Annotated in this window: 13 protein-coding genes; 12 read left to right on the forward strand and 1 reads right to left on the reverse strand. The window is 67.5% G+C overall.

The window, feature by feature from the left end; translation table 11 throughout:
• Nucleotides 1-64: 64 nt before the first annotated feature.
• A complete protein-coding gene (locus A3Q7_RS0118540; protein WP_018413412.1) occupies nt 65-1,033 on the reverse strand; it encodes a LysR family transcriptional regulator in 969 nt (322 codons plus the stop codon).
• Between the two features lie 96 nt (nt 1,034-1,129).
• On the opposite strand from A3Q7_RS0118540, the gene A3Q7_RS0118545 reads away from it, so the two are divergent.
• The 12 genes from A3Q7_RS0118545 to A3Q7_RS0118605 all read left to right on the forward strand — a co-directional run bounded on the left by A3Q7_RS0118545 (nt 1,130) and on the right by A3Q7_RS0118605 (nt 23,244).
• On the forward strand, nt 1,130-2,332 hold the full coding sequence (locus A3Q7_RS0118545; protein ID WP_198289181.1) for an MFS transporter: 1,203 nt from the start codon (nt 1,130-1,132) through the stop codon (nt 2,330-2,332).
• Between the two features lie 152 nt (nt 2,333-2,484).
• Complete coding sequence (locus A3Q7_RS0118550; RefSeq protein ID WP_018413414.1) at nt 2,485-2,835, forward strand: hypothetical protein; 351 nt, start codon at nt 2,485-2,487, stop codon at nt 2,833-2,835.
• 84 nt (nt 2,836-2,919) lie between these two features.
• Nucleotides 2,920-3,621: a queuosine precursor transporter gene (locus tag A3Q7_RS0118555; protein WP_018413415.1), complete on the forward strand. Its 702-nt coding sequence runs from the start codon at nt 2,920-2,922 to the stop codon at nt 3,619-3,621.
• Nucleotides 3,622-3,624: 3 nt separating this feature from the next.
• The gene (locus A3Q7_RS0118560) at nt 3,625-3,828 is read left to right on the forward strand and encodes a heavy-metal-associated domain-containing protein (protein ID WP_018413416.1); all 204 of its coding nucleotides are present in this window, start codon (nt 3,625-3,627) and stop codon (nt 3,826-3,828) included.
• A 375-nt stretch (nt 3,829-4,203) separates the two neighbouring features.
• Nucleotides 4,204-4,536 carry a BON domain-containing protein gene (locus A3Q7_RS0118570; RefSeq protein WP_018413418.1) on the forward strand — a complete coding sequence of 111 codons (333 nt, stop codon included), beginning with the start codon at nt 4,204-4,206 and terminating at the stop codon, nt 4,534-4,536.
• Between the two features lie 306 nt (nt 4,537-4,842).
• Nucleotides 4,843-5,391: a hypothetical protein gene (locus A3Q7_RS0118575; RefSeq protein WP_157278239.1), complete on the forward strand. Its 549-nt coding sequence runs from the start codon at nt 4,843-4,845 to the stop codon at nt 5,389-5,391.
• A 66-nt stretch (nt 5,392-5,457) separates the two neighbouring features.
• Nucleotides 5,458-9,858: an Ig-like domain-containing protein gene (locus A3Q7_RS0118580; RefSeq protein WP_232418102.1), complete on the forward strand. Its 4,401-nt coding sequence runs from the start codon at nt 5,458-5,460 to the stop codon at nt 9,856-9,858.
• Nucleotides 9,859-9,875: 17 nt separating this feature from the next.
• Nucleotides 9,876-10,433: a DUF3592 domain-containing protein gene (locus A3Q7_RS0118585; protein ID WP_026225016.1), complete on the forward strand. Its 558-nt coding sequence runs from the start codon at nt 9,876-9,878 to the stop codon at nt 10,431-10,433.
• A 22-nt stretch (nt 10,434-10,455) separates the two neighbouring features.
• Complete coding sequence (locus tag A3Q7_RS0118590) at nt 10,456-11,049, forward strand: hypothetical protein (RefSeq protein WP_018413422.1); 594 nt, start codon at nt 10,456-10,458, stop codon at nt 11,047-11,049.
• A gap of 94 nt (nt 11,050-11,143) precedes the next feature.
• Nucleotides 11,144-22,147, forward strand: coding sequence for a carboxypeptidase-like regulatory domain-containing protein (locus A3Q7_RS0118595; protein ID WP_232418030.1), 11,004 nt, complete (start codon nt 11,144-11,146; stop codon nt 22,145-22,147).
• A 7-nt stretch (nt 22,148-22,154) separates the two neighbouring features.
• The gene (locus tag A3Q7_RS0118600) at nt 22,155-22,667 is read left to right on the forward strand and encodes a hypothetical protein (RefSeq protein ID WP_018413424.1); all 513 of its coding nucleotides are present in this window, start codon (nt 22,155-22,157) and stop codon (nt 22,665-22,667) included.
• Nucleotides 22,657-23,244, forward strand: coding sequence for an ankyrin repeat domain-containing protein (locus A3Q7_RS0118605; RefSeq protein ID WP_157278241.1), 588 nt, complete (start codon nt 22,657-22,659; stop codon nt 23,242-23,244). Before A3Q7_RS0118600 ends, A3Q7_RS0118605 begins: the two co-directional genes overlap by 11 nt.
• The last annotated feature ends 3 nt before the right edge of the window (nt 23,245-23,247 follow it).

A 23,247-nucleotide genomic window follows, 5' to 3' on the forward strand; every position in this document is an offset into this window, starting at 1 on the left:
CACTGCAAGCCAGCTTAGGGGGCATTCATGCCTGCCGGATGACAGGTGGCGTGGCCCTTTCGGGCTATCGGTGTCGCGATCGTGACGAGGAGCGGGGCGACGGCGCACGCATGCCGGCGAGCGTCGGCACGTGCGTGCGCATCAGTTCAACGAAGGCGCGCAGTCGGGCAGGGTAGAAGCGCGCGTGCGGATACACCAGGTACACCGGCAGCGTTTCGGCTTCCCAGTCGGGTGTGAGCCTCACCAGGCGGCCGCTTTCAATGTCCTCGGCCACCAGCCAGCTCGACGATATCGCGGCCCCGAGGCCGGCGCAGGCGGCCTGGCGCAGCGCGTACAGGCTGTCGGTGGCCATGCGCGGGCGGATGGCGAAGCGGCAGGACCGTCCGTCGCCGGCGTGCGAAAGCTGCACCTCGTCGCGATAGAAGGTGCGCAGCGCGATCCACGGCAGGGCGGCGAGCTCCGATGCATCGATCGGCGGTCGATGCGCATCGATCAGCCTGGGGGCCGCCACCACGATGCGCGGCACCTCGGCCATCCGTATCGCCACCAGACCCGGATCCTCTATCGAGCCGACCCGGATCGCGCAATCGATGCCTTCGGAGATGAAGTCGGGATTGCGGTCATGCAGCAGCCATTCGACCGATACCGCAGGATGGCGATTCAGGAACTCCACCAGCGGCGCAATGAGCTGGCCCTGACCGAAGGCGTGCGGAGCCAGCACCCGCAGCGTGCCGCGCGGTTCATCCTGCATGCCGCGCAGGTCGGCTTCGATCAGATGCCAGTTGTCGAGCAGTGCGCGTGCGTGTGCGAAGCAGCGGTCACCGTCCTCGGTCAGCTTCATCGCATGCGTCGAGCGCTGGATGAGGCGCAAGCCCAGCATCCTTTCCAGCGACTGCAGCCGGCGGCTCACCGTAGGTTGTGTGGTGCCAAGCTGGGCGGCCGCGGCGGACAGGCTGCCGGCTTCGACAATGCGCACGAAGGTGTGCAGCAGGTCCAGGCGATCGCTTCCCGGAAGAAAGCTGGAGTTCGTCATTCGCTGAGCGTATAACAAATGTGCGGTGCAGCCTACTTCTGCATTCCATGTCTGCGACGAACAATCCACCTTGTCATCAATTCAAGGGGATAGCTCGTGAAAGTCAGTCATGCACCGAACGACATGGAGATGGAGCCGGAGATTCTGTCCGGTGCCCGCGTCGGACTGCTTGCGACCGGCGCCGGTCTGGCGGTCGCATCGCTCTACTACAGCCAGCCCATGCTTGGCGTACTGGCGAGCGATCTCGGCGTGAGCGGAGGCAGTATCGGGCTGGTGCCCACGCTGACCCAGCTCGGCTATGCCCTGGGCATCCTTCTGCTGACGCCGCTCGGCGACCGCTGCGACCGACGTGCGCTGATTGCGGCCAAGGCCGCCCTGCTTGCCATCGTGCTGCTGGCCAGTGCGCTGACGACCCGCTTTCCGGCCCTGTTGCTGTCTTCCCTCATGGTGGGGCTGGCGGCCACCCTGGCACAGGACATCGTGCCGGCGGCGGCGGTCCTGGCACCGCCCGAGCGCCGTGGCCGCGTCGTCGGCACCGTCATGACCGGGCTGCTGATGGGCATATTGCTGTCGCGGGTGGTGAGCGGCTTCGTCGCCGAACACTTCGGCTGGCGCATCGTGTTCGCCGGTGCCGCGCTGTCCGTCGCCTTGATGGGCGTCGCGGTCTGGCGCGGCCTGCCGCGCTTCGAACCCGCTGCACGCATGCGCTATGTCGAACTGATCGCGTCGGTGTTCATGCTGTGGCGCCGCCATCCGGCGCTGCGCCGGGCCGCCTGGTCGCAAGGGCTGCTGTCGCTCGCATTCAGCGCTTTCTGGAGTACGCTGGCCATCATGCTGCATCAGCGCTACGGACTGGGCAGTTCCGCCGCAGGCGCTTTCGGACTGGCCGGGGCCGCGGGGGCACTGGCCGCGCCGTTGGCGGGGCGCATTGCCGACCGGCGGGGGCCGCAGGCGGTCGCTCGCGTCGGCGCGGCTCTCACCGCAGCGTCATTCGCCTTGTTGTGGCTGGATGGCGGCCTGTCCGCGAGCGCAGCGATGGTCCTGATCGCGCTGGCTTCCGTCGGCTTCGATTTCGGCATCCAGGCCACCCTGGTGGCGCACCAGACCATCGTGTACGGTCTCGATCCGGACGCCCGCAGCCGGCTCAATGCCGCACTGTTTACCGGCGTGTTCGTCGGCATGGCAGCAGGCGGCGCGCTGGGCAGCTTCGCACTGTCCGTATCGGGCTGGCATGCGGTGGTGGCGCTGGCCGTCGCCGCGGCGTCGGCCAGCCTGCTGTTGCGGCTGCGCGCGGACTGAGGCGCCGGCGCATGGCGGCGGGCGGAAATGCCGGGCCGAACGCGATCTGATCGCCGTATCGATATCCCGTGGCAGGCGTAAGCTGCGCATGAATTCGAACCGGAGCGGGTGGCGGCACGTCACCGGCTCCCCGCTCATCCGGAGGAGGCGCCATGCAGGATCCGATACTCGAACTGATCGTCCGTTTCGCGGAAAGCGAGAAAACCCGGCTGGAAACGGCCATCACCTTGGTCGTGGATGGCTTTCTGATCTCCGGATTCGTGATTTCCCGCGAGCACTACATGCAGCATCATGTGCTGACCGAATCGATCGAGCAGGGCATCAAGGATCTGTTGTCGGCCGGACTGCCGGCCGACGATGGCACGCGGACCTATCTCCATCTGCGCGATGCCATGTATTTCACGCCGGGACAGGAGCCGGTGCCGGGAAACGGCTCCGTCGTGTGTCGCATCAGCCTCGAGCGCGTATCCGGCTTCCACTTCGGCCTGCTCGAAACACTCTGAACCGCGGCCGGCGCCAGCGCGCTCAACTGACGGGCGTGCCGTTGCGCTGCACAATGGCGAATATCCAGCCCACGGTTCGCCGCAATGCCGACTCGCCACTACAAGTACTACGACTGGGTCATGGTCGCCTTCGTGACCCTGCTGGTCTGTTCCAACCTGATCGGGCCCGCGAAGATCGCGCAGATCGATGCGCCGCTGCTCGGCACCCTTACCTTCGGCGCGGGCGTCCTGTTCTTCCCCATCAGCTATGTGTTCGGCGATGTGCTGACCGAGGTCTATGGTTATGCGCGCTCGCGGCGCGTCATCTGGACCGGCTTTGTCGCGCTCGCCTTCGCCTCGCTGATGGCGGCTGTGGTGGTGGCCCTGCCGCCCGCCCCGTTCTGGCACAACCAGGATGCTTATGAAATCGCCTTCGGGTCGGCATGGCGCGTGTCTCTGGCCTCGCTGATCGCCTTCTGCTGCGGCGAGTTCGTCAATTCCTTCGTGCTCGCGAAAATGAAGGTGTGGATGGACGGTCGCCGGCTGTGGATGCGCACCATAGGGTCGACGATATGTGGCGAGGGCGTCGATTCCCTGCTGTTCTATCCACTGGCGTTCTGGGGCACCGGCATCATTCCGGATGACAGGCTGCCGGCCGTCATGCTGGCCCAGTTTCTCGCCAAGGTCAGTGTGGAGGTGGTGTTCACGCCGTTCACCTATCGCATCGTGGGCTGGCTCAAGCGCGCGGAGAACGAGGACTACTACGACCGCGATACCGATTTCAGTCCTTTTTCGATACGTGGCTGACCCATGTCCACCACGCGCATCCGCATCGTCGGCATGAACTGTCCCAAGTGCGTGGCCGGCCTGCAGGCCATGCTTGAGGCGCTGCCGGGCGTACGCCGCGTCGAGATGCATGTCGATCATGGCGATGCGACGGTGGAGCACGACCCGCAGGTGTCGCGCGAAACCTTGCTGGAACGGGTCGAAGCGGCAGGGTACGACGCGCTCTGAGGCCGGGACCGGCCGCCCTCGACTGCTCGCGCGCCCGCATCGTTCGCGATCACCGGGGATGGATTCCTACACGCGACTGCCGGATCCGCCGACAGGATGCGGGGCCTGACTTCCTTACAGTGGATCCGTCGCCCGATGCAGCGGGCGGATCGCCTGAAAGGATGCGTCATGTTCGATACCGTTCCGTCCCCGCTCACTCCATTCAAGACTGCCGATGTCGTGGCGCCGGTCCCGGCTGTCGCGACCGAGTGGGGATGTGAATCCGCCTTGCCCTTCCTGCAGGACCCGCCCCGGCTGGCTGAGCCGGTCCGCGCCGGATTCCGGCCGTCCGCCTGACGCTGCATCTTCATCCATCATTCAGAAGAGGAGTTCACCATGCGTACGAATCTCATGCTCGCCACCGCCTTTTCCGCACTTGCCGCGTTGACCGTGCTGCCCGGCTGCGCGGTCAGTCGTGATCAGTCCACAGTGGGTGAATACATCGACGACGCGACCATCACCACCCGGGTGAAATCGCAGTTTGTTGAATCCAAGGCGGTCGACGCGGCCGCCATCAGTGTCGAAACATTGAACGGTGAAGTCATGCTGTCCGGCTTCGCCAAGAGCGCCTCCGAAAAGGCCGAGGCCGAGCGTATCGCGCGCGGCGTGAAGGGCGTGAAGTCGGTGAAGAATGCCGTGCAGATACGCACCGCCGACACGCGAGGCTGAGCCAGCTCGAGGCGGGACGCGGCTGTGCCCCGGTGCGCCGCGTCCCGCGACGGTTCGCCGTCCGCTGCGCGGGACATGACTTTCGCATCGGATCGGGCGCGATGCCCGACCTGAGCGCTACGCCCGGTGCGCGCGCCGATACCGCGCCGGTGTCGGCCGGGTGGGCCGGGCGAGCGTGACTTTTTCATCGTTTTTGTCGCGTATTTTTACAAACGTTAAGCCAGGTAAAATCCATCTCGTTGATTTGTATCAGTGGCCCGGAAATTGCAGAGGGGTTGGCAACCTATCTTTCTGCATGACCGGATCATGACCCGTCCTTGCCTCTTCCCCGTATTCCGTCTTTGCTTGCTGCTGCCCCTGCTGGCGGTGACGCATGTCCACGCCGCGCTGATCAGCTACACCACGCAGTCACTCGGCGGCGCGCTCTACCGGTATGACTACACGATCACGCACCAGGCGGGCGAGGACCCGCTGCACCTGGTCGACATCGAATTCGATCCCGCCCTCTATCTCGAATCCTCGCTGAACATCGTCAGCGATCCGGCACTTGCAGCAGACTGGGACCAGATCATCATCGGTTCGCAGCCCGGCCTGCCGGCACTGTTCGATCTGCTCGCCTTGGGCAGTCCGCTGGACGGCGGTGCGTCGCTGTCCGGCTTCGCCATCGAATTCGAATGGCTGGGCGCCGGCGTGCCGGGCTCGCAGGCCTTCCTGGTCGTGAATCCGGACACCTTCGACACCGTATCCACTGGCCGCACCAACGCTGCCGCGACGGTGCCGGAGCCGGCATCCTGGATGCTGGCGCTGACCGCGCTCGCGCTGGCGCTGGCATTCCGCCCGCGGTCCGGCCGCTGATCCACCCGGGGGCGGGGCTGCCGCGCCCGCCCTGCGAACCCCTCCACGCCAGAGTTCCGATCGATGATGAAAAAGGTGACGTCGCCCGTCATGGCCATCCTGCGCGCCCTGTTCTCCCTGTTGCTGTGCTCGCTCATCCTGACGATGCCCGCATCCGCGCAAGACGCGGCCGTTTCGGTCACCGCCTACGAGCTGGTGTCCACCAAGCGCATATCCCGGCTGGAATGGGAATCGGTGTACCGTGCCAAGGTGCTCAACGCCGGGGGGGCGCTGCATGCCGTCAGCGGGGCGGCCACCTCGCAGGCCGCTTACGTGACGGTGCAGGAAGGAACGCTGACGGTCGGTGACCTGGCCGCAGGCGAGACGCGGCTGCCGGACGACACGATCACGCTGCGCACCAACCGCTCGACCGCCATCGATCTGCCTGCCGTATTGAGCTGGCGCTTCTCGGGCACACCTCCCGCGGGCGACAGCGAAGCGCCGCGCATTTCCGGCCTGCAGCCGACATCCGGCGCGGTGCTGGCGGCGGATGCCCTGCCGGAACTGGCGGCCGCTTTCGCCGACTCCGGCAGCGGAATCGATGTGCGTACGCTGGAAGTCGAACTCGATGGCGTGGCAATCGGTGCCCAGGTCGTAGCTTCGGCTTCGGGCTTCAGTTTCCGCCCGGCGCAGCCGCTGAGCGAAGGGCCGCACACGCTGGTCGTGCGGGTGGCCGATGCCGCCGGCAACCGCGCGTCCGCGCAGACCGGATTCGTCACGCGGACACCGCCCGAAGTGCTTACCCAGGAACCGGCGAGCGGCTTCCTGCCGCCGGGGGCGCAGCCGCTCATCCGTGCGGGCTATTTCGATCTTGGCGCCGGGATCAATACGGCCAGCGTCCGCCTGTTGCTCGACGGCGTCGATGTCAGCGCGTCCGCGCAGATCACGCCGACAGAGGTGTCCTATCCGGTTCCGGCGCCGCTCGCCGATGCAACGCATGTCGTGCAGCTTGCGGTGACCGATCACGCAGGCAATACGACGGAATCGAGATGGTCCTTCACCACGCGGATTCCGCCATCCATCACGGACATGTCTCCCCGCGACGAGGTTCTGCCTGCGGGCGCACGGCCAACTGTTCGTGCCCGTCTCGTGACCGGGGGGGCGCCGCTCGATCTGCGCTCGCTGCGCTTCATGTTCAACGGCACGGATGTCAGTCCGGCTGTTCAGATCAGCGGCTCGGATCTGAGCTATGTCCCCTCACAGGCCTTGCCCGAGGGGCCTTACACGCTCTATGCCGAGGTGGTGGATGCCGCGGGCATCGTGGGCAGCGCGGCTTGGGGGTTCGAGGTCGATTCCGAGAATCTGCATGCGCTCGATGTGACTTCACCTGCCGGAGGGCAGACCGTGACATCCATCGAACTTCCGGTGGCGGCTACGGTGTTCGCGAACAAGAGCACGATTCAGAGCCTGACCGTGAACGGCTCCGCGATGACCATCCGGACGGCTGACGAATCCGGCCGCATCGGCTACACAGGCGTGGTCAAGTTGCTCGACGGCGACAACACCCTGGAGTTCGTTGCGCGTTTCGACGATGGTACGGTCACCACCGAAAGGCGCACGGTGACGCTGGATGGCCCGCCGCGCGTGACCGTGCTCAGTCCGACCGACAAATCCATACTGGGCCGGGTACAGGACAGCAGCCCGACCGACCTCACCGGCAATGTCGAGCGGCCGGTGGCGGTGACCGGGCGCGTGAGCAAGCCGGTGGTCGCGGTGACCGTCAACCAGCAGGGCGCGGTGCTCGATGCGGCGGGCACCGGTTTCACCTTCGAGCGCTTCTTCCTGCGCGAAGGCATGAATGTGCTCACCGTCGTCGCCACCGATGCCGCCGGACGCGTGGGTACCTCGACCATCACGGTTTCGGTGGACCAGACGGCGCCGATACTGACCATAGAGACGCCGCAGGATCTTTACGTGACTTCGGCGGCGGCCATCGATGTGCGCGGCGTGGTCAACGATGCGGTCGAAGGCATGACCGGTGCGCCCGAGCCAATGGTCACCGTCAATGGCGTCGAGGCCCAGGTGTCCGATCGCTACTTCCTTGCCAGCACGGTGCCGCTGCAGGTGGGCGAGAACGTGCTGGACGTGGTGGCGACCGACCATCTGGGCAACCGGCGCGTGCGCGAACTGCGCGTGAGCCGCATCGCGGTCGGCAGCCACCGCCTGTCCGCGCTGTCGGGCAACGGTCAGACCGGCGATGTCGGGGTTGAACTGCCGCAGCCGCTGTCCATCGTCGCACTGGATCGAGATGGCGCGCCGGTCGCCGATCTGCCGGTCAGTTTCGATGTCATGCGCAATACCGGTTCCATCACGACGGTACGCGGCCAGGTGCAGCGGCCTGATGGCGTGAACCCGGCGCGCAACATCGTCGTGCGCACCGACAGCGCCGGTCGCGCGCAAGTGTGGCTGGTGCCCGGCAAGCAGACCGGACCGGGCTCCAACGTGGTACGCGCCCAGGTATCCGCGCAGGCGGGCGCGCTGGCCAACCAGTTCGCTGGCGAGGTGTACTTCTCGGCTACGACCCGGCGCGGTGCAGTGGCCAAGGTACTGGCCGACACCGGCACCCACCAGATCGCGGAAACCGGCAGTGTGCCGCTGGAACTGCTGTCCCTGGTGGTGCGCGACGTCAGTGACAACCACCTTCCTGGCGTGCCCATCGTGTTCGCCATCGAGGAAGGCGACGCCTTCTTCGTCGATGACAACGGGAACCGTGTGCAGAAACGCGTGCTGGTGACCGATCGCAACGGCCTCACCGCGACGCGGCCGCAGCTCGGACTGACGCCCGGTACGGTGCGCGTCAGTGCCCGCGCGCTGCGCAATGCCGATGGCGACATCGATGATCCGGCGCAACTGACCGGCAATGCGCAGTACGTCATCCAGGTGCGCGAGGCGCGCGACGGCACGACCCGCTTCCGTGGCTTCGTCTATACCGACAAGGGCGAGCCGCTGCCCGGTGTGCGCATATCGGTAGGACGTACCAGCGTGGTGTCCACCACCGATGAGAGTGGCGCCTTCGTGCTGGACAACCTGCCGCCGGGGCGTGTCGACCTGTTCGTCGATGGCCGTACCAGTTCGCATCTCGGACAGGTCTGGCCCAGCCTGCATTTCGAGGCCTTCGCGGTGCGTGGCCAGGAGAATGCGCTGCCACATCCGGTCTATCTGCCACCGCTGCTGTCCTCGCAGGCCAAGGTGGTGGGGGGCAACGAGGATGTCATCCTGACCATACCGGGTATCGAAGGCTTCCAGATGAAGGTGAAGGCGAACAGCGTCACCTTCCCGGATGGCAGCCGCACCGGCACCCTGGTGGTCAGTCCGGTCACCGCCGACAAGCTGCCGATGGCGCCACCGGCGGGCGGCGCGGCCTTCGGTCTGCCGGCGTGGACGGTGCAGCCGGCCGGAACCCGCTTCGATCCGCCGATCGAAGTGACCTTGCCCAACAGCCGCGCCTACCCGCCCGGCGACAACCTGCCGGTGGTGCAGTGGGACCATGACCTCGGACAGTTCGTGCCGATGGGCCGCGCCACCGTGAGCGAGGACGGTGCGCTGCTGGTGACCGATGCCGGCAGTGGCATCAGCAAGGCCGGCTGGGGTGGCCTGTGCGTGTATGACCCGGACAAGTGCGGCAAGAACGCGCCGCCCAAATGCAAGGACTGCGAGAAGCTTGATGAGAGCGGTGAATGCCCGACCTGCAAGCCTGATCCGGAGAAGGACGGAAAGCTGGTTCTGGTACCGCCGCCGCTCAGTTCGGCCGCGTCCATCGAGTACGCCGGCAAGGGCTGGGAACAATCACTGAAGCGCCTGAAGCTGCCGGTCGAGGTCGCGATCAAGTTCAAGGGCGGCTTCAACGCGCTGGTCGAGCGTCGCTGCTGCAGCAAATCGGCGGATGGCGTCGGCAAGAAGATCACCGCCTCCGGCTTCGGCGATGTCGAGGTCGAGGGCAAGATCAACTGGGCGCCGCAGGGCTTCTTCCTGCGGCTGGCACAGAGTGCGTTGCCGGGGCTGACCGATCTGCTGGACGCGGGCCTCTATTCCAAGCTCAAGGGTGCCTTGTCGATCGGCGGCAAGGCGTCCTACTTCCCGTGTGACGTACCACCCCTGGATGGCGAGATCGCGGGTGCTGCGACGCTCACCTTCAGCGCCATCGACGCCGAGTTGAAGTTCCCCGGCGTGGGCGACATCAAGAGCGTCACCTTCGTGGTCGGAGAAGCGGGCATCACCGGCGGCTGGAAATGGACGCTGATCGATCTGAGCGAGGCGGCCATCAAGCTCAAGCGCACAGGGTCGGCCTATCTGTTCTTCAAGTCGGAACTGAAGTGGACCTACCGCGCCGAGGAAGGCGCGTTGCTGGAACCATCGCGCAAGCTCACCATCGTCCAGGCGTCCCTGCCGCTGGGCGGCGATGGTCTCGACACCCTGCCATTCGAATGATGACGGGCGCGCTCCCCATGGCATCCACCGTTCTCGCCCAGGCGCAGGCACTGCTGGATCAACTGGCCCGAGGCCTGCGCTGGCCGCTGCTCGGCCTGGGTCTGATGCTGCTTCTGGCGGCCGGCTGGACCGGCTGGCAGGTGCTCGACCGTCAGTCCGTGTCCGAGCGCATGCGCCCGCTGCCGGGACGCATCGAGCATTTCTCCACCAGGGTGGTGCGGCGTTCCGACTTCGGCCTTCCTGCCGGCCCCGGCGTCATGGTCGACGAGGTCGAGATCGATCTGTCCGTCCGTTATGTCTTCTCCGGTCGCAGCCATCTCGCCACGCGCTATTCGCTCACGCACGGCAATCGCTTCGCTGCGGGCAGTGGTGAAGCGATTGCCCTGCAGAACAACACCTCCACCTGGACGCCCGGGGCGACGGTTTCGCTCTGGGTCGATCCGGAGCAGCCATCCCGGGCCGTGATCGACAAACGACTGCCGGACGACTCACCCGCGCTGCTCACCCTGATCGCCCTCTCGGGATTCGCGATGCTGTGGCTGTCGATCCGCGGCTTCCGTTCCTCGCGCCCATGACTCACCGCACTCTCAAGAAATCATGAAGATCGCCTATTCCTTCCTGTGCTCCATCCTTGCCCTGCATGGCGCACTCGCCGTCGCCGCCGAAGGCCCGGCACTGAATGCGGGTGAGTACAAGACGCTCATCATCGAGAACGTGCGTGTCTATGTCATACAGAAGTACACGCCGCCCTTCGAACTGACCCGCGTAGCGCGCGCCGAAGCACGCTACGAAAGCGTCGAGGACGCGCTGGCTTCCTACTTCTCCTCCATGCAGAGCGGCGACTTCGACTGGAACAACGAAACCTGGACCGCGGCGTCGGTCGCCCTGATGAAGGCGAGGGATCAGCAGGCGCGCAAGACGCCGGACGACTGGAAGAGGGAGTGGGCCGCCTTCTATCCGCAGCGCCGCATCAAGCTGATCAGCCGGGTCTCCTATGACAAGTATGTGCTGGTCGAGTATCGCACCGAGCCCGTGAACGGGAGCGGGCCGGCGACGACGGACACCCTGGCACTGGTCCGTGCCGGGGCCGGATGGCGTATCACGCAGGAGCTTGCGGAAGATCCCATCCTGACCAACTGGCGCGCCGGCGGACGGGTTCAGATCATGGACAGGCCCGGCCAGGGGCGTTGAGCCGCGAACGGCATCCAGGATTGATGAAGGCCGATATCCGCGGACGGTGCGGTCGAGAGAACGGAATGAACGGGAAGACGGGATGGGATCGACAATGATCGACAGGCGAGCCAAGCTCAAGGGTGGGTGGAGCGAACGCGAGGGCGCAGTTCCAACGCCTGCCGTGAGCAGCCACGGCCGGCCCTGCGACGACGGGGCGGAGCGCCCCCGCTCCCTGTTCGTGCGTCTGCGCGCCCCGGTACTCTCGGCCTGCCGGCTGTTCTGCCTCGCGCTGGCGTCGATGCTGTGCGGTGTCCAGGCACTTGCCCAGTCTTCGCCCCCCGCGGCGGATGCCTCCTGCACCGTGTCCGCGCTCAACCGCAATGCGCCGCTGCAGTCCGACTACTCGTTCACGCTGTACAACCTGCCCGGCGCCGCGGCGGCCATCGGGCCGAACGCGCCGCAGATTCCGGCGCCTCCGTTCCGCGTGCGGGTGACCTGTTCCGATGGCACGGTGGGCGAAACCGACCTTGCCTATCCCGAATTCGGCTCGACCGTGGTCTATACCGGCGCCATCGTCTGGCGTCCGGCCACGCCGGTGCCGGTGGCACTCGGCATCACGGCCGCCCAGCCCCGGCTCAATGGCGGTGAATCCACCCAGCTGTCCGCGCTGGGCGTGCTGCGCGATGGCCGCCAGGTCGATCTGACCGGCAAGACGCGCGGCACCCTGTTCACCTCCAGCAATCCGCTGATCGCCACGGTCGATGACGCCGGGCGGGTCGCCGTCATGGCGCAGTTCGCCACCGGCTCGGCGGCGCGCGTCGTGATGGCCGGCCAGAACGACGGCGTGCAGGGCAGTACCGTGCTCCAGCTCGGCCCGCGCGGGCGTCTGGTCGGCCGCGTGCTGCAGGCCAATGGCGTGTCGCCGGTGGTGGGCGCGGAGGTGTCCGTCACCCGCAACCAGCCGCGCGAAACGCTGGCCACGGTGCGTACCGACAGCAATGGCGATTACCTGATGACCGATGTCAGCGCCGGCGCCTTCACCGTGTCGGTGGTGGATCCGCAGACTGGCGATCACGGTCAGGCCTATGGCACGCTGCAGAGCCAGGGTGAGGATGCGCGCATCGATGTGCGCATGAATGGCCAGGGCACGGTCACCGTTACCGTGCTCGATGGCAGCGGCAGCGCGGTGGGCAACGCCCCGGTCACGCTGACCAGCCTGGGCGCCACGCGCGACATCCGCACCGTGCGCACCAATGCGTCCGGCGTGGTCGTGTTCGAGCGCGTGCCCACCGGCTTGCTGAGCGCGTCCACCACCGATCCGTCTTCCGGCCTGATCGGTACCGCCAATGGACAGGTCGCCGCAGGGGGCGCGCTGCCGCTCACGCTGCGCCTGCAGCCGGTGGCCAGCATCGCCGGCAGCGTGCTCGCTTCCGACGCGACGACGCCGCAGGCCGGGGTGCAGGTGCGCCTGGTGTCCGCCACGCGCGGCATCGTCACGCAGACGGTGACCGCGGAGGGCGGCGCCTTCCGCTTCGATTCGCTGCCGCTGTCCGATGGCCCGTATGCGCTCGATGCCATGCTGGATGGCCGGCTGCGTGGTCGTGAAACCGGCATCGTGCTGAACCAGGGCGGCCAGGTGATCACCCGCAACATCGTGTTCGGACCGACCGGCACCGTGCGCGGCAGCATCACGCGCGCGGGCGGTGCGACCGTCGCCGACGCGCAGGTGACCGTGCAGTCGCTGGTGGGCAGCCGGCTGAGCTATGTCGCGCGCAGCGATGCCAGCGGCAATTACGTGATCGATGGCGTGCCGGTCGGCGCCTTCGGCATCACCGCGGTGGGTGGCCAGGGCGAAACCGCGAACAGCGGCGGCAATGTGCCGTCCGACGGCGCGGTCGTCACGCTGAATCTGCAGCTTGCGTCGAGCGGCATCGTCGGTACCGTGTTCGGTCGCGACGGCCGTACGCCGGTCGGCGCCGGCGTCACCGTCACGCTGTCGCCGGGCAGCCGCAGCGTGACCACCGACGCGCAGGGCCAGTTCGGCCTGCCCATCAGTGCCGCCGGCAGCTACACGATAGAGGCGAGCGACGGCAGCGGAAACCGGGGCCGTACCAGTGTCGTGCTGACCACCGTGGTGGCTGGCGCGCCAGTCACCGCCAATGTGGTGTTCCTCGGCCAGGGCAGCATCGAAGGCGTGGTGCGCGATCCCGCCGGCCTGCCGCAGGCGAATGTGCCGGTGCAGATCAGCAGTGCCGGCCTGTTTGGCGGCAGCACCACGGTGCAGACCGATGCCGAGGGCCGTTACCGCGCCAGCCCGCAGTTCGTCGGCGACTTCACGGTCTACGCCCGCAATCCGTCCACCGAACTGGCGGGCTTCGCCAGCGGACGCCTGTCCGGCGACGGCGAGACGGCGAATGCCAATGTCACGCTGGCAGCGACCGGCCGCATCAATGGCAGCGTGGTGCGCGCCGACAACGTGACGCCGGCCGCCGGTGCGACCGTGCAGCTTCAGCTCAATGGCCGCACCGCGATCACGGTGAGTGCCGATGCATCGGGTGCCTTCGACATTCCGGCGGTGCCGCTCGGTGACTTCACCCTGCTGGCGACCCAGTCGGCGGATGGCGACAAGGGCCAGGCGGTGTCGCGCATTTCCGCGCTGAACGAGGTGCGCACGGTGCGCATACGCCTGCTCGGCCTGGGCAATGTGAATGTGCTGGCGCAGGACAGCGCAGGTGCGCCGGTGGCGGGTGCCTCGGTCACATTGAACAGTGGCAGCGCCTTCGGCGGCAGCCAGACCGGTGTCACCGATGGTGAAGGGCGCGCGCGCTTCAGTCGCGTGTTCAATGGCGACTTCGAAGTCATCGCGTCACGCGGCAGCGGTGTGGAACGCATCAGCGGCAGTGCGCAGGGCACGCTCACCGATGGACGCGATGCCGATGTCGTGGTGAGCATGAGCCGCAAGGAAACCGGCTCGGTCAGCGGCGTGGTGACCCAGGGGCTGTCGGCCGCTCCACAGTCCGCGGTCGAGGTGCGCCTGACCCGCGTCAGCGGTTCCAGCGAGAACCGCGTGTTCACCACCGGCATCGACGGGCGCTATGCCTTCGAACAACTGGAGGTGGGCATCGACTATCGCGTGACCGCACGGGTGAATGGCCGCGTGCGCGCCCGAGCCGACGTGCGCGTGAGCGCGGACGGCGAGGCGGTGGTACGCGATCTCGCCCTGCTCGGAGTGGGCACGGTGAGCGGACGTACGCTCAATGCCCAGGGTAATGCGCCGCTCGGCAATATCCGCGTGACGCTGTCCAATCCGGATCCGACCTATGGCGGAAGCTGGGATGCCTATTCGCAGGCCGATGGCAGCTACCGCTTCACCGACGTGCCGGCCGGCAGCTTCACGCTGCGCGCGCGCAGCGGCGACGGTCGCCTGCAGGCGCAGGACAGCGGCACGGTGCGCTTCGACCAGGACGCGGTGCAGATCGATCTCAACATGGTCGATAGCGCGGTCAACCTGCCGATCAACCGCTACGACGCGAATGGCTTCCTGTTTGACCTGCAGGGCGACGGCAGCATCGCACGCGGTGACAACTCGGTGTTCGATGGCGATGGCAGCGCCGCACGTCGTGGCGCCTTGCTCGATCTGGTGGTGGGTGGTGTCGGCGTGCCCTTCCTGAATGGCGACGGCTCGGTCGGACGGCTGACCCAGGACGGCCAACTGCTCGAGGTCGATGAGCTGCATTCAGCGTCCGGCCTCAATGTGAGCCGGCGCGTGTACGTGCCGAAGCAGGGTTACTTCGCGCGTTACCTCGAAGTGATCGAGAACCGCACCGCCGCGCCGATCACGGTCGGCGTGCGCGTGAGCACCCATATTGCCGCGGGCAGGGTGGGCGCGCGCGTGGTCGACAGTTCGAGCAATGACGCGGTGTTTACCGTCGGCTCCGGCGCGGGCGCCGACCGCTGGGTGGTGGCGGACGACAATACCGACTCCGATCCCTTCCTGGACGGGGGAAATCCGTCGGTCGCCTGGGTATTCGATGGCGAAGGCGGCGAAACGGCGGCGGGTGCCGGTGGCACCACCGCGCTGAACACGGTGGCCCGCCTGTCGGTCGAGTGGCAGTCGGTGACGCTGCAACCCGGCGCGAGCGCCGCCTTCATGCACTTCACGGTGCAGCAGACCGGCCGCATCCCGGCACGCGCGTCGGCACAGCGTCTGGCGGCGCTGCCGCCGGAAGCCCTCGACGGCCTCACCGCCGAAGAGCGCGCCATCATCCGCAATTTCCGTCTGCCGGCCGACGGCCTGAGCACGCAGGCGCCCTTGCCCGCGGTCGAGGGCAGCAGCGTGCGCGGTACCATCTATGCGGGCGACAGCAGCACGCCGGTGGCGAATGCCACGCTCACCTTCAAGAGCGAATCGCCTTATTACACGCGGACCTATACGGCGACCTCGGCCAATGACGGCCGTTACACGCTGGCGTCCGGCAACTTCGGCGGCTCTTCGGTGCGCGCCATTCCACAGGACCGCTTCCGCCTGTACGCCACCCATCCGTCCACACGCGAACAGAGCCCGACCGTCACCGCCGGCTTCGCGGCCGGCGAGCCGGTGCGTGTGGCCGACGTCGCCTTCGTCAATACCGGCCTGCTCAAGGGTACGGTGCGGCGCGCGGGCGGGGCGCTGGTCACCTCGGGCAGCGTCACCATTCCCTATCGCTATCCGTCCGGCAGCCAGGGCACGCTGAGCGCCTCCATCGGCAGCGATGGCGCCTACCTCTTCACCGGCCTGATCCCGGGCGACTATCTGCCGCAGGCTGCACTGAGCCATCCGCAGGGGCAGCCGGTCACCGGCAGCGCCAGCGGCCCCGCTTCGGTGCCCGCCGCGGAAACGACGGTGGCTGACGTGACGCTGGAGCCGACCGGCGAAGTCACCGGCATCGTGCGTGCCGCCAACGGCGATCCGGCGGTCGGGGTCACGGTGCAGCTCGATCCGGAATACATCTGCTGCTATGTCCCGTATCGCCAGACCACGACCGATACCGGCGGTCGCTACCGCTTCACCGACGTGCGCACCGGCGCACATGCGCTGCGCGCGACCAGCAGTTCGGGTCTTGCCGCGTCGGCTTCGGTCAGTGTTGCCGCCGATACGCAGAGCGTCAGCGACCTCACGCTGACCGGCATCGGCACGCTGACCGTGCAGGTGAATTTCGCGCGCGGCGTCGCCGCGCCGGGCGCATCCGTGTATGTCGTCAATCTGCGCAGTGGCACCACCAATGGCAGCGGCAGCGTGCAGTTCTCGCTGCCCGCGGGCCAGGTGCTCACGGTCGAGGCGCGTCATCCGGACAACAGCGCGCTGACGCAGAGCGCCAGTGTCACGCTGCCGGGTGATGGCGCGGCGGAAGCGCTCACCCTCACGCTGCCGGCGGCCGGTTCGGTCAGTGGCACCGTGCTGCGGCCGGATGGCAGCACACGGGCGGCGGGTGTGCGCGTGGTGCTGCGTCGCACCGACGGCGTCGTGTGGTCGCGTTCGACCACCACCAACAGCCTGGGCGACTTCCGCTTCAATGGCGTGCCGGTGGCGAGCTATTCGGTGTCGGCCGAGGATGCCGCAACCGCGCGCTATGCCGACGCCGACATCCTGCTCGACAGCGATGGCCAGGACAGCACTCTGTCGCTGGTGCTCGCGGACAACCGGATCCCGCTGCCCTCGACGATGTGGGATGCCAACAACTTCAAGTACGACATCGACGACGGTGGCCAGATCGGCTATGGCTGGCGAGGTTCCTACAGCCTGTTCTCGGGTGGCAATGCCACCGTGCCCGGAGGGGCGGTGCTGTTCGTCAATGGCGAGCGCTTCGTCGGCGACGGTTCGGCCTTCCTCGAGGCGGGCAAGCGCCAGTACGCGATCACCCAGCCGACGCCGCTGTCCGGCCTGAACGTGAGCCGCAAGGTATTCGTGCCGCGCGGTGCCTACTTCGCGCGCTATCTCGATACCTTCGACAACCCCGGCGCCGATGCGGTGACGGTGGAGGTGAGCCTGCGCAGCGGCTTCAGTGACAGTTCCATGCGCGTGGTCGATACATCGAGCGGTGATGCGGTGATCGATGCGGGTGGCGATGCGTGGGTGGTGATCGACGATGGCAGCGATGCCGATCCCTTCATATCGACCTCCGAGCCGGCGATGGCCTTCGTGCTGGGCGACCGCAGCCGCGGCACGCCTGACCGCCTCAGTCATGTCGCATCCGGTCCCAACCGCATCGAAGCAGGGTGGAGCCGCATCACGGTGCCGGCCGGCGGCCGCATCACGCTGATGCACTTCGCCGCGCCGCAGATCAGCCGTGCATCGGCCCGTGTCGCCGCCGAGCGGCTGAGCGCTCTGCCGCCGGAAGCCTTGCAATCGCTCAGCGATGCCGAGCGCGCCTCCATCGCCAACTTCACGCTGCCGGCCGATGGCGTGAGCACGGTGGCTGCGCTGCCGTCCCTGCTCGGCACGGTCAGCGGGCGCGTGCTGGAAGGTGACCGCCGTACAACGGTGGCGCAAGGTATCGTCCAGTTGCGCAGCCGCCACCCGCTGTTCGGTCGCAGCTGGCTGCCGGTGCAGTACAACAGTTCGGACTGCGAGTTCGAGACCGCGAGCGTGAGCACGTTGCGCGCGGATGCGGCGGGCGCGTGGTCGCTGCCGGGCCGCATGCAGGACTTCGGTTCGCTGCCGCTGCCGGTCGGTGTCGAGGTCGACGCGCGACCGGTCGAGAAGAGCTGCTCCTGGGGCTATGGCACCGGTCACCCGGTGACCGGCATCACGGCGCCCGCCGTGACCGCCATGCCGGATGTACAGACCGGGAGCGCCACGCTGGATGTCGTATTCCCCAGCGGCGTGCTGACCGGGACGGTGACCGGTCCGTCCGATTACGGTGTCGGCGGCGGTTCGCTGCGGACCACCGTGCCTGCCGGTCGCGGTTCGGTGTCGGTCCCCATCGCCAACGACGGCAGCTATCTGCTGCCGGGCATGCCTGCGGGCAGCTATGCGCTGAGCGCCAGCGTGCCGCACAACCAGGGCACCGGCCTGATCGGCAGTCGCAGCGACGTCGGGGTGACCGAAGGCGAGGTCACCGTGACCGACCTGCAGATCGAAGCCACCGGTTCGCTGACCGGCACGGTCATCACCGCGAATGGCGAAGCCAGCGTGAGCAGCGCAGTGCGCGTCGATTCCATCGACGTGTCGCGCTCGATCGCGCGCTCGACCACCACCGATTCGCTCGGTCGCTACAACCTCAGCGCACTGCCGGTCGGTCGCTACCGACTGACCGTGACCGACAGCCGCACCGGCGGCACGACGGTGATCGAGGTGGCCATTGCGAGCAACCAGGTCACCAGCCAGAACGTGACGCTGACCGGCGTCGGCGCGGTCGCTCTGCAGGTGAACTATGCGCGGGGCGCGGTCGCCGCCAGCGCCAACGTCTATCTCAGCGCGCCGGGCAGCAATATCAACAGCCGCTATGTCGGACGCACCGATGGTCAGGGCCGGCTGTCGGTGCCGACGCCGGTGGGGGCGTATTCGATCAGCGTGCGCCATCCGTCCGACTCCTCGACAACACGCGTGATCGATGGTGTGCTGGCGGCGAACAACGAAACCCAGAACCTGGCCGCCACGCTGCCGCCGCTGGCCGCGATGCGCGTCACCGTGGTGGATGCCGATGCCGGCAATGCGCCGCTGCAGGGCGTGACCGTGCGCGTCACCATGACCGGCTGCAGCGATTGCAACTATGGCGCGACCGACGGCTCCGGTCGTCTGCTCATCGCCACGTTGCGCGACGGCGCCTACACGGTGAACGTACGCACCCCGCAAGGCCGCAGTGCCGAGCTGCGCGGTGTGCTGTCCGCCGCGGACGACGGCCAGACGCTGGAGCGCACCTTTGCGATTTCGGCGGCACAGGACCGCCTGGGCGTCATCAGCTTCGTCGGTGAGCGCCAGTTGTTCTCGGTGCCCGCCCAGGCCGGCGATGTCATTTCGGTGAACATCAATGGTGCTCCGGTCGGTGAAGCGGCCTCCACCTACATCGTCGGCGGCCAGGTGTATGCATCCGACAAGTCGCTGCTCGCCCAGGGCTATGGCTACGACCAGCGCAACAGCTATCTTCAGTACAACGAAACCAACAACCTGCTCGCGGTGCCGGCCGCCGTTGCCGGCAGCTATCCGATCGTGGTGTCCAACTGGCGTTCCAGTGCCAGCTATCTTGGCGGCTACCGCCTGCAGGTGCGCGTGAATGGCGAGCCGGTGACGGTGGGTGCCTATGTCGGTGGCGGCGTCGTGCGCGGCACGCTGGTGCGCGCGGATGGCGTGACGCCGGCCGTCGGCCAGCCGGTCGAACTGCAGACCGGAGACGGGCTCATGCGGGTGCGCACCTTGACCGACAGCATCGGCCAGTTCAGCTTCCCGGCGGTGCCGCTGGCGGAATACGATCTCAAGGTGCTCAGCAGCGATGCCGCACGCGTGCTCATCAGCGAGCGTGCGACGCTGGATGAGGCCGGTCAGATCCGCAGCCACGCGCTGCGGCTGCAGTCGCAGGCACGCCTTGATGTGCAGGTGACGGTCGGCGCATCGCTGTCGGTACCGTCCTCGCTCTACCTCACGGTGACGGACGCGCTGGGCAGCCGTACCGAAGGGCCGGTGCTGTTTGCCGGCGGCAGTTCCACCAGCCAGACGCTGTCGCTGACGACCTATGGCGACACGGTGTCCGTGCGGGCGCAGCATCCGGGCAGCAGTCTGGTCGCGGTCACGCGTCAGGTGCAGCCGCAGGACGGCCAGACCTTGCCACTGACGCTGCTGTTGCAGGGGGCGCAGGTGTCCGGCGGCATCTTCACGGCGGCAGGCATGCCCTTCCAGGTGTCGATGTCGGTGGAGGTGTATCGCGCGTCCGACCGTGCCTACCTCACCGGATTTGCCACCGGGTTCGACGGCCGCTTCAGCGGCATCGTGCTGCCGGCCGGCGAGGCGCTGGTGTTCTCGGTGCAGGACCCGTACAACTCGGTCGGCAACCAGCGCACGGTCACGCTGTCGTCCGAAACCGCGAATACGGTCGACATCACGCTGGCCGGCCGCGGCGCGGTGAGCGGCGTGCTGCGCTCGACCACCGGTGTGCCGATCGCCGATGCCTGGGTGACCGCCTATTACATCTATGACGATCTGCGCGGCTGGGAAACCAGCATGGGTGCCAACACCGACGCCGAGGGGCGCTTCCGCTTCGATAATCTGCCGGTCGGTCGTCCGCTGCGTCTGCAGGTCGAGTACTGGCTGCGCGGCGCGCTGTTCTCGACCGAGCAGGCGGTGCAGCTCGCGACCGACCTGCAGGAACTGACGCAGGATCTGGCGCTGGCGCTGCCGTCGGCGCGCGCCACGGTGACCGTGCGTGCCGCGGACGGGCTGCCGATCGACGGTCTGTGCAGCTTCTCGCTGAATGGCGGCGGCGGTGGCGAGCTCGGGCTGGCGGCCGCGCAAGCCACGACGCTGCCGATCGGCGCGAGTTACGCGGACGAGGTGTGCGAGACGGGTGTCGTCTTCACCGCCCTGCCGGACGGGCTGTACGACGTGAGCACGCAGTACGGCAGAGCAAGTTTCGAGATCATCGACCAGAATCCGGTGACGGTGGACATCCTCGCCTCGGTGTTCAAGGGCATGACCCGCTATGCCGATGGCACGCCAGCGCCATCGGTCTTCATCGAATCGGTGATGACCGGCGCGGAAGGACCTTATGTGAGCACGCTGTCGGACGAGAATGCGCAGTACCGTCTGCTGGGCATGCCGGCCGGCGACTGGCGGCTGGGGTTCGAGGACAGCTATGGTCTGCGCGGTGAGGCGAGCGGCAGCTTCCCCGATGCCGCAGTGGTACAGACGCGCGATCTGGTGCTGCCGCCGAGCGGCACCGTGCGTGGCATCGTTCGCGACCGCAGCGGCGCGCCGGTGATCGGTGCCGAGGTGTATCTGCGCTCGACCGCGCTGCCTTTCGACCGCTACGTCACGACAGACCAGGACGGTCGCTTCGTCGCCGAACGCATCGCGGTGGGCGAGCTCACCCTCTATGCGCGCAATCCGGTCAGCGGTCTGGTCGCGACCGGCAGCGCCGTGCTGCGCAACGATGGTCAGGTGATCGACGTGGTGCTGGACGAGCCCGACGTGTTCTCGCTCAGCGGGCAGGTGCTGCTGGAATCGGGCGAACCCCTGCCGGATGTCACCGTGAATGCGGTCGGTCCGGCGGTCGGACCGTTCGGCGAGTTCCTCGCCTCGGCACTGGCCGACGCCCAGGGGCGCTACCGGTTCGATGTTCTGCCTCTGGGTACGATACGCCTTCAGCTCAACGGTGGCGGCTATGCCGGTCAGGCCACGCTGGACCGGCTCACCGCGGGTAGCGCGACGCTGGATCTGGTGGTAAGCCAGATGGTGAACATGGGCTACACATTCAATTCGCCGGACACTTCCCGCTATGATTTCGGGTGCAGCGGCACGCTCGGTGACGGCGGCTACAACGGGCGCGGGGACGCCTACGACACCGCCTATGCGCTGAACGTGGGTGGCAGCAACTTCCCCTGCGTCGCGGTGGCCAGCCTGCGCAACGGTGGTCGCGAACTGCTGCTCGGACCGGCGCGACTGGGCGCCTTCGAGGTGGTACGGCGACTGTATGTGCCCGCCGCCGGTCGCTATGCGCGCTACATCGAGCTCATCACCAATCGCGGAACGACCGATGCGACGGTCAATGTGACGCTGTCCTCGAACCTGGGTTCCGACAGTGCCACGCGTGTCGTCGTCAGCCCCGCGGACACCGCCCATCGTTATGCGGTGACCACCGATGGCACACCGGGCAGCGATCCGGCGCTGGCCCACGTGTTCGCCGGCACGACGGCGCCGCTGGTACCGGTCGCTGCCATCAGCGGCGACAATGTGTCGACCACCTGGACGGTGAGCATTCCGGCGGGAGCGACCGTCGGTCTGATGCACTTCGCGGTGCAGCGCAATGCCGGCGACGCCGATGCCGCGCGTGCTCAGGCGCAGTCGCTGAGTGACGGCAGCGATCCGGACATGTTCCGTGGCATCGGCAGCGAGCGCAGCGCACTGCGCAACTTCATCCTTCCATGAGAAAGTCATGAACAAGATCCTGCTTTCCGTCACCCTTGCCGCGACGCTGACATGGGTGTCCGCGCCCGGTGCCGCGGAGCTTCATCTGCCGGACTTCGATGCGCTCGACGCCGATGCCGTGCCGGTGACCGGCAGCGAGCTCGGTCAGGGCGGCAACTGGGTGCTTGCCGTGGTCGATGGCGGACTGCCGAGCGCACGTCGCTTTCTGGATGCGCTGGGCTCGAAGAACGAACGCTTCGGCAGCAATGTGGTGGTGCTGGTGGTGGGGACGACGCAACAGTTCGACGCGCTGCGCAGCGCCTACGTCGGCCTCGGCGACGTGCGCTGGCTGCGTGCGCAGAATCCCGGCGTGCTCGCCACGCTGGGCCTGACCGGCGTGCCGGCGCGCTTTGCCCTGCATCCGGATGGCCGCATTGCCACGCGCCGTGCCGGACTGGGACGCAGTCCGGACGAGGTGGCGCGTCAGGTGAGGGCGTGGGCGGGCAGCAGCGCCCAGGGGGAGGGCGAACATGCGCAATAGGGCCGATGGCATGCGCGTGGTGGCGGGATGGCTGGTGGCGATGCTGGTCGCGCCCGCGCTGGCCGATGACCGCGAGGCCGCACGGCACGCACTCGAAGCGGCCCGCGTGAAGGCGGACAGCGGTGCGCTGGTGCAGTACGCCGGCATCGGCGACGGCTATGTCGTCAAGCAGTTGCTGCTCGCCGGCGTCCCGGCCGACGCACCGCTGCCGGGACGCCAGTTGCGCCCGCTGCACAATGCGGCCGCGCAAGGCCATCTGCGCATCGTCGATCAGTTGATCGGCGCCGGGGCCCGCGTCGATGCGGTCGACGACAATGGCTGCACCGCGCTGGCCGCGGCGAGCTGGCGCGGCCATCTCGACGTCATGCGTTCTCTTCTCGATGCCGGCGCGTCGGTCTCCGCCGGTTCTCCGGCCTGTCCGGCGCTGCATCAGGCTGTACTGGGCGCGCAGGCGTCCGCCATCAAGCTGCTCATCGCGCGCGGTGCCGATCCTGCTGAGCTGGACGGCGACCGGCGCGACGCGTGGACGCTGGCCCGGATTCTTCATCGCGAGGCCTTGTTGCCCGCCGCACAGTGAAAC

The sequence above is a fragment of the Methyloversatilis thermotolerans genome (assembly GCF_000372885.1).
Classification (GTDB): domain Bacteria; phylum Pseudomonadota; class Gammaproteobacteria; order Burkholderiales; family Rhodocyclaceae; genus Methyloversatilis; species Methyloversatilis thermotolerans.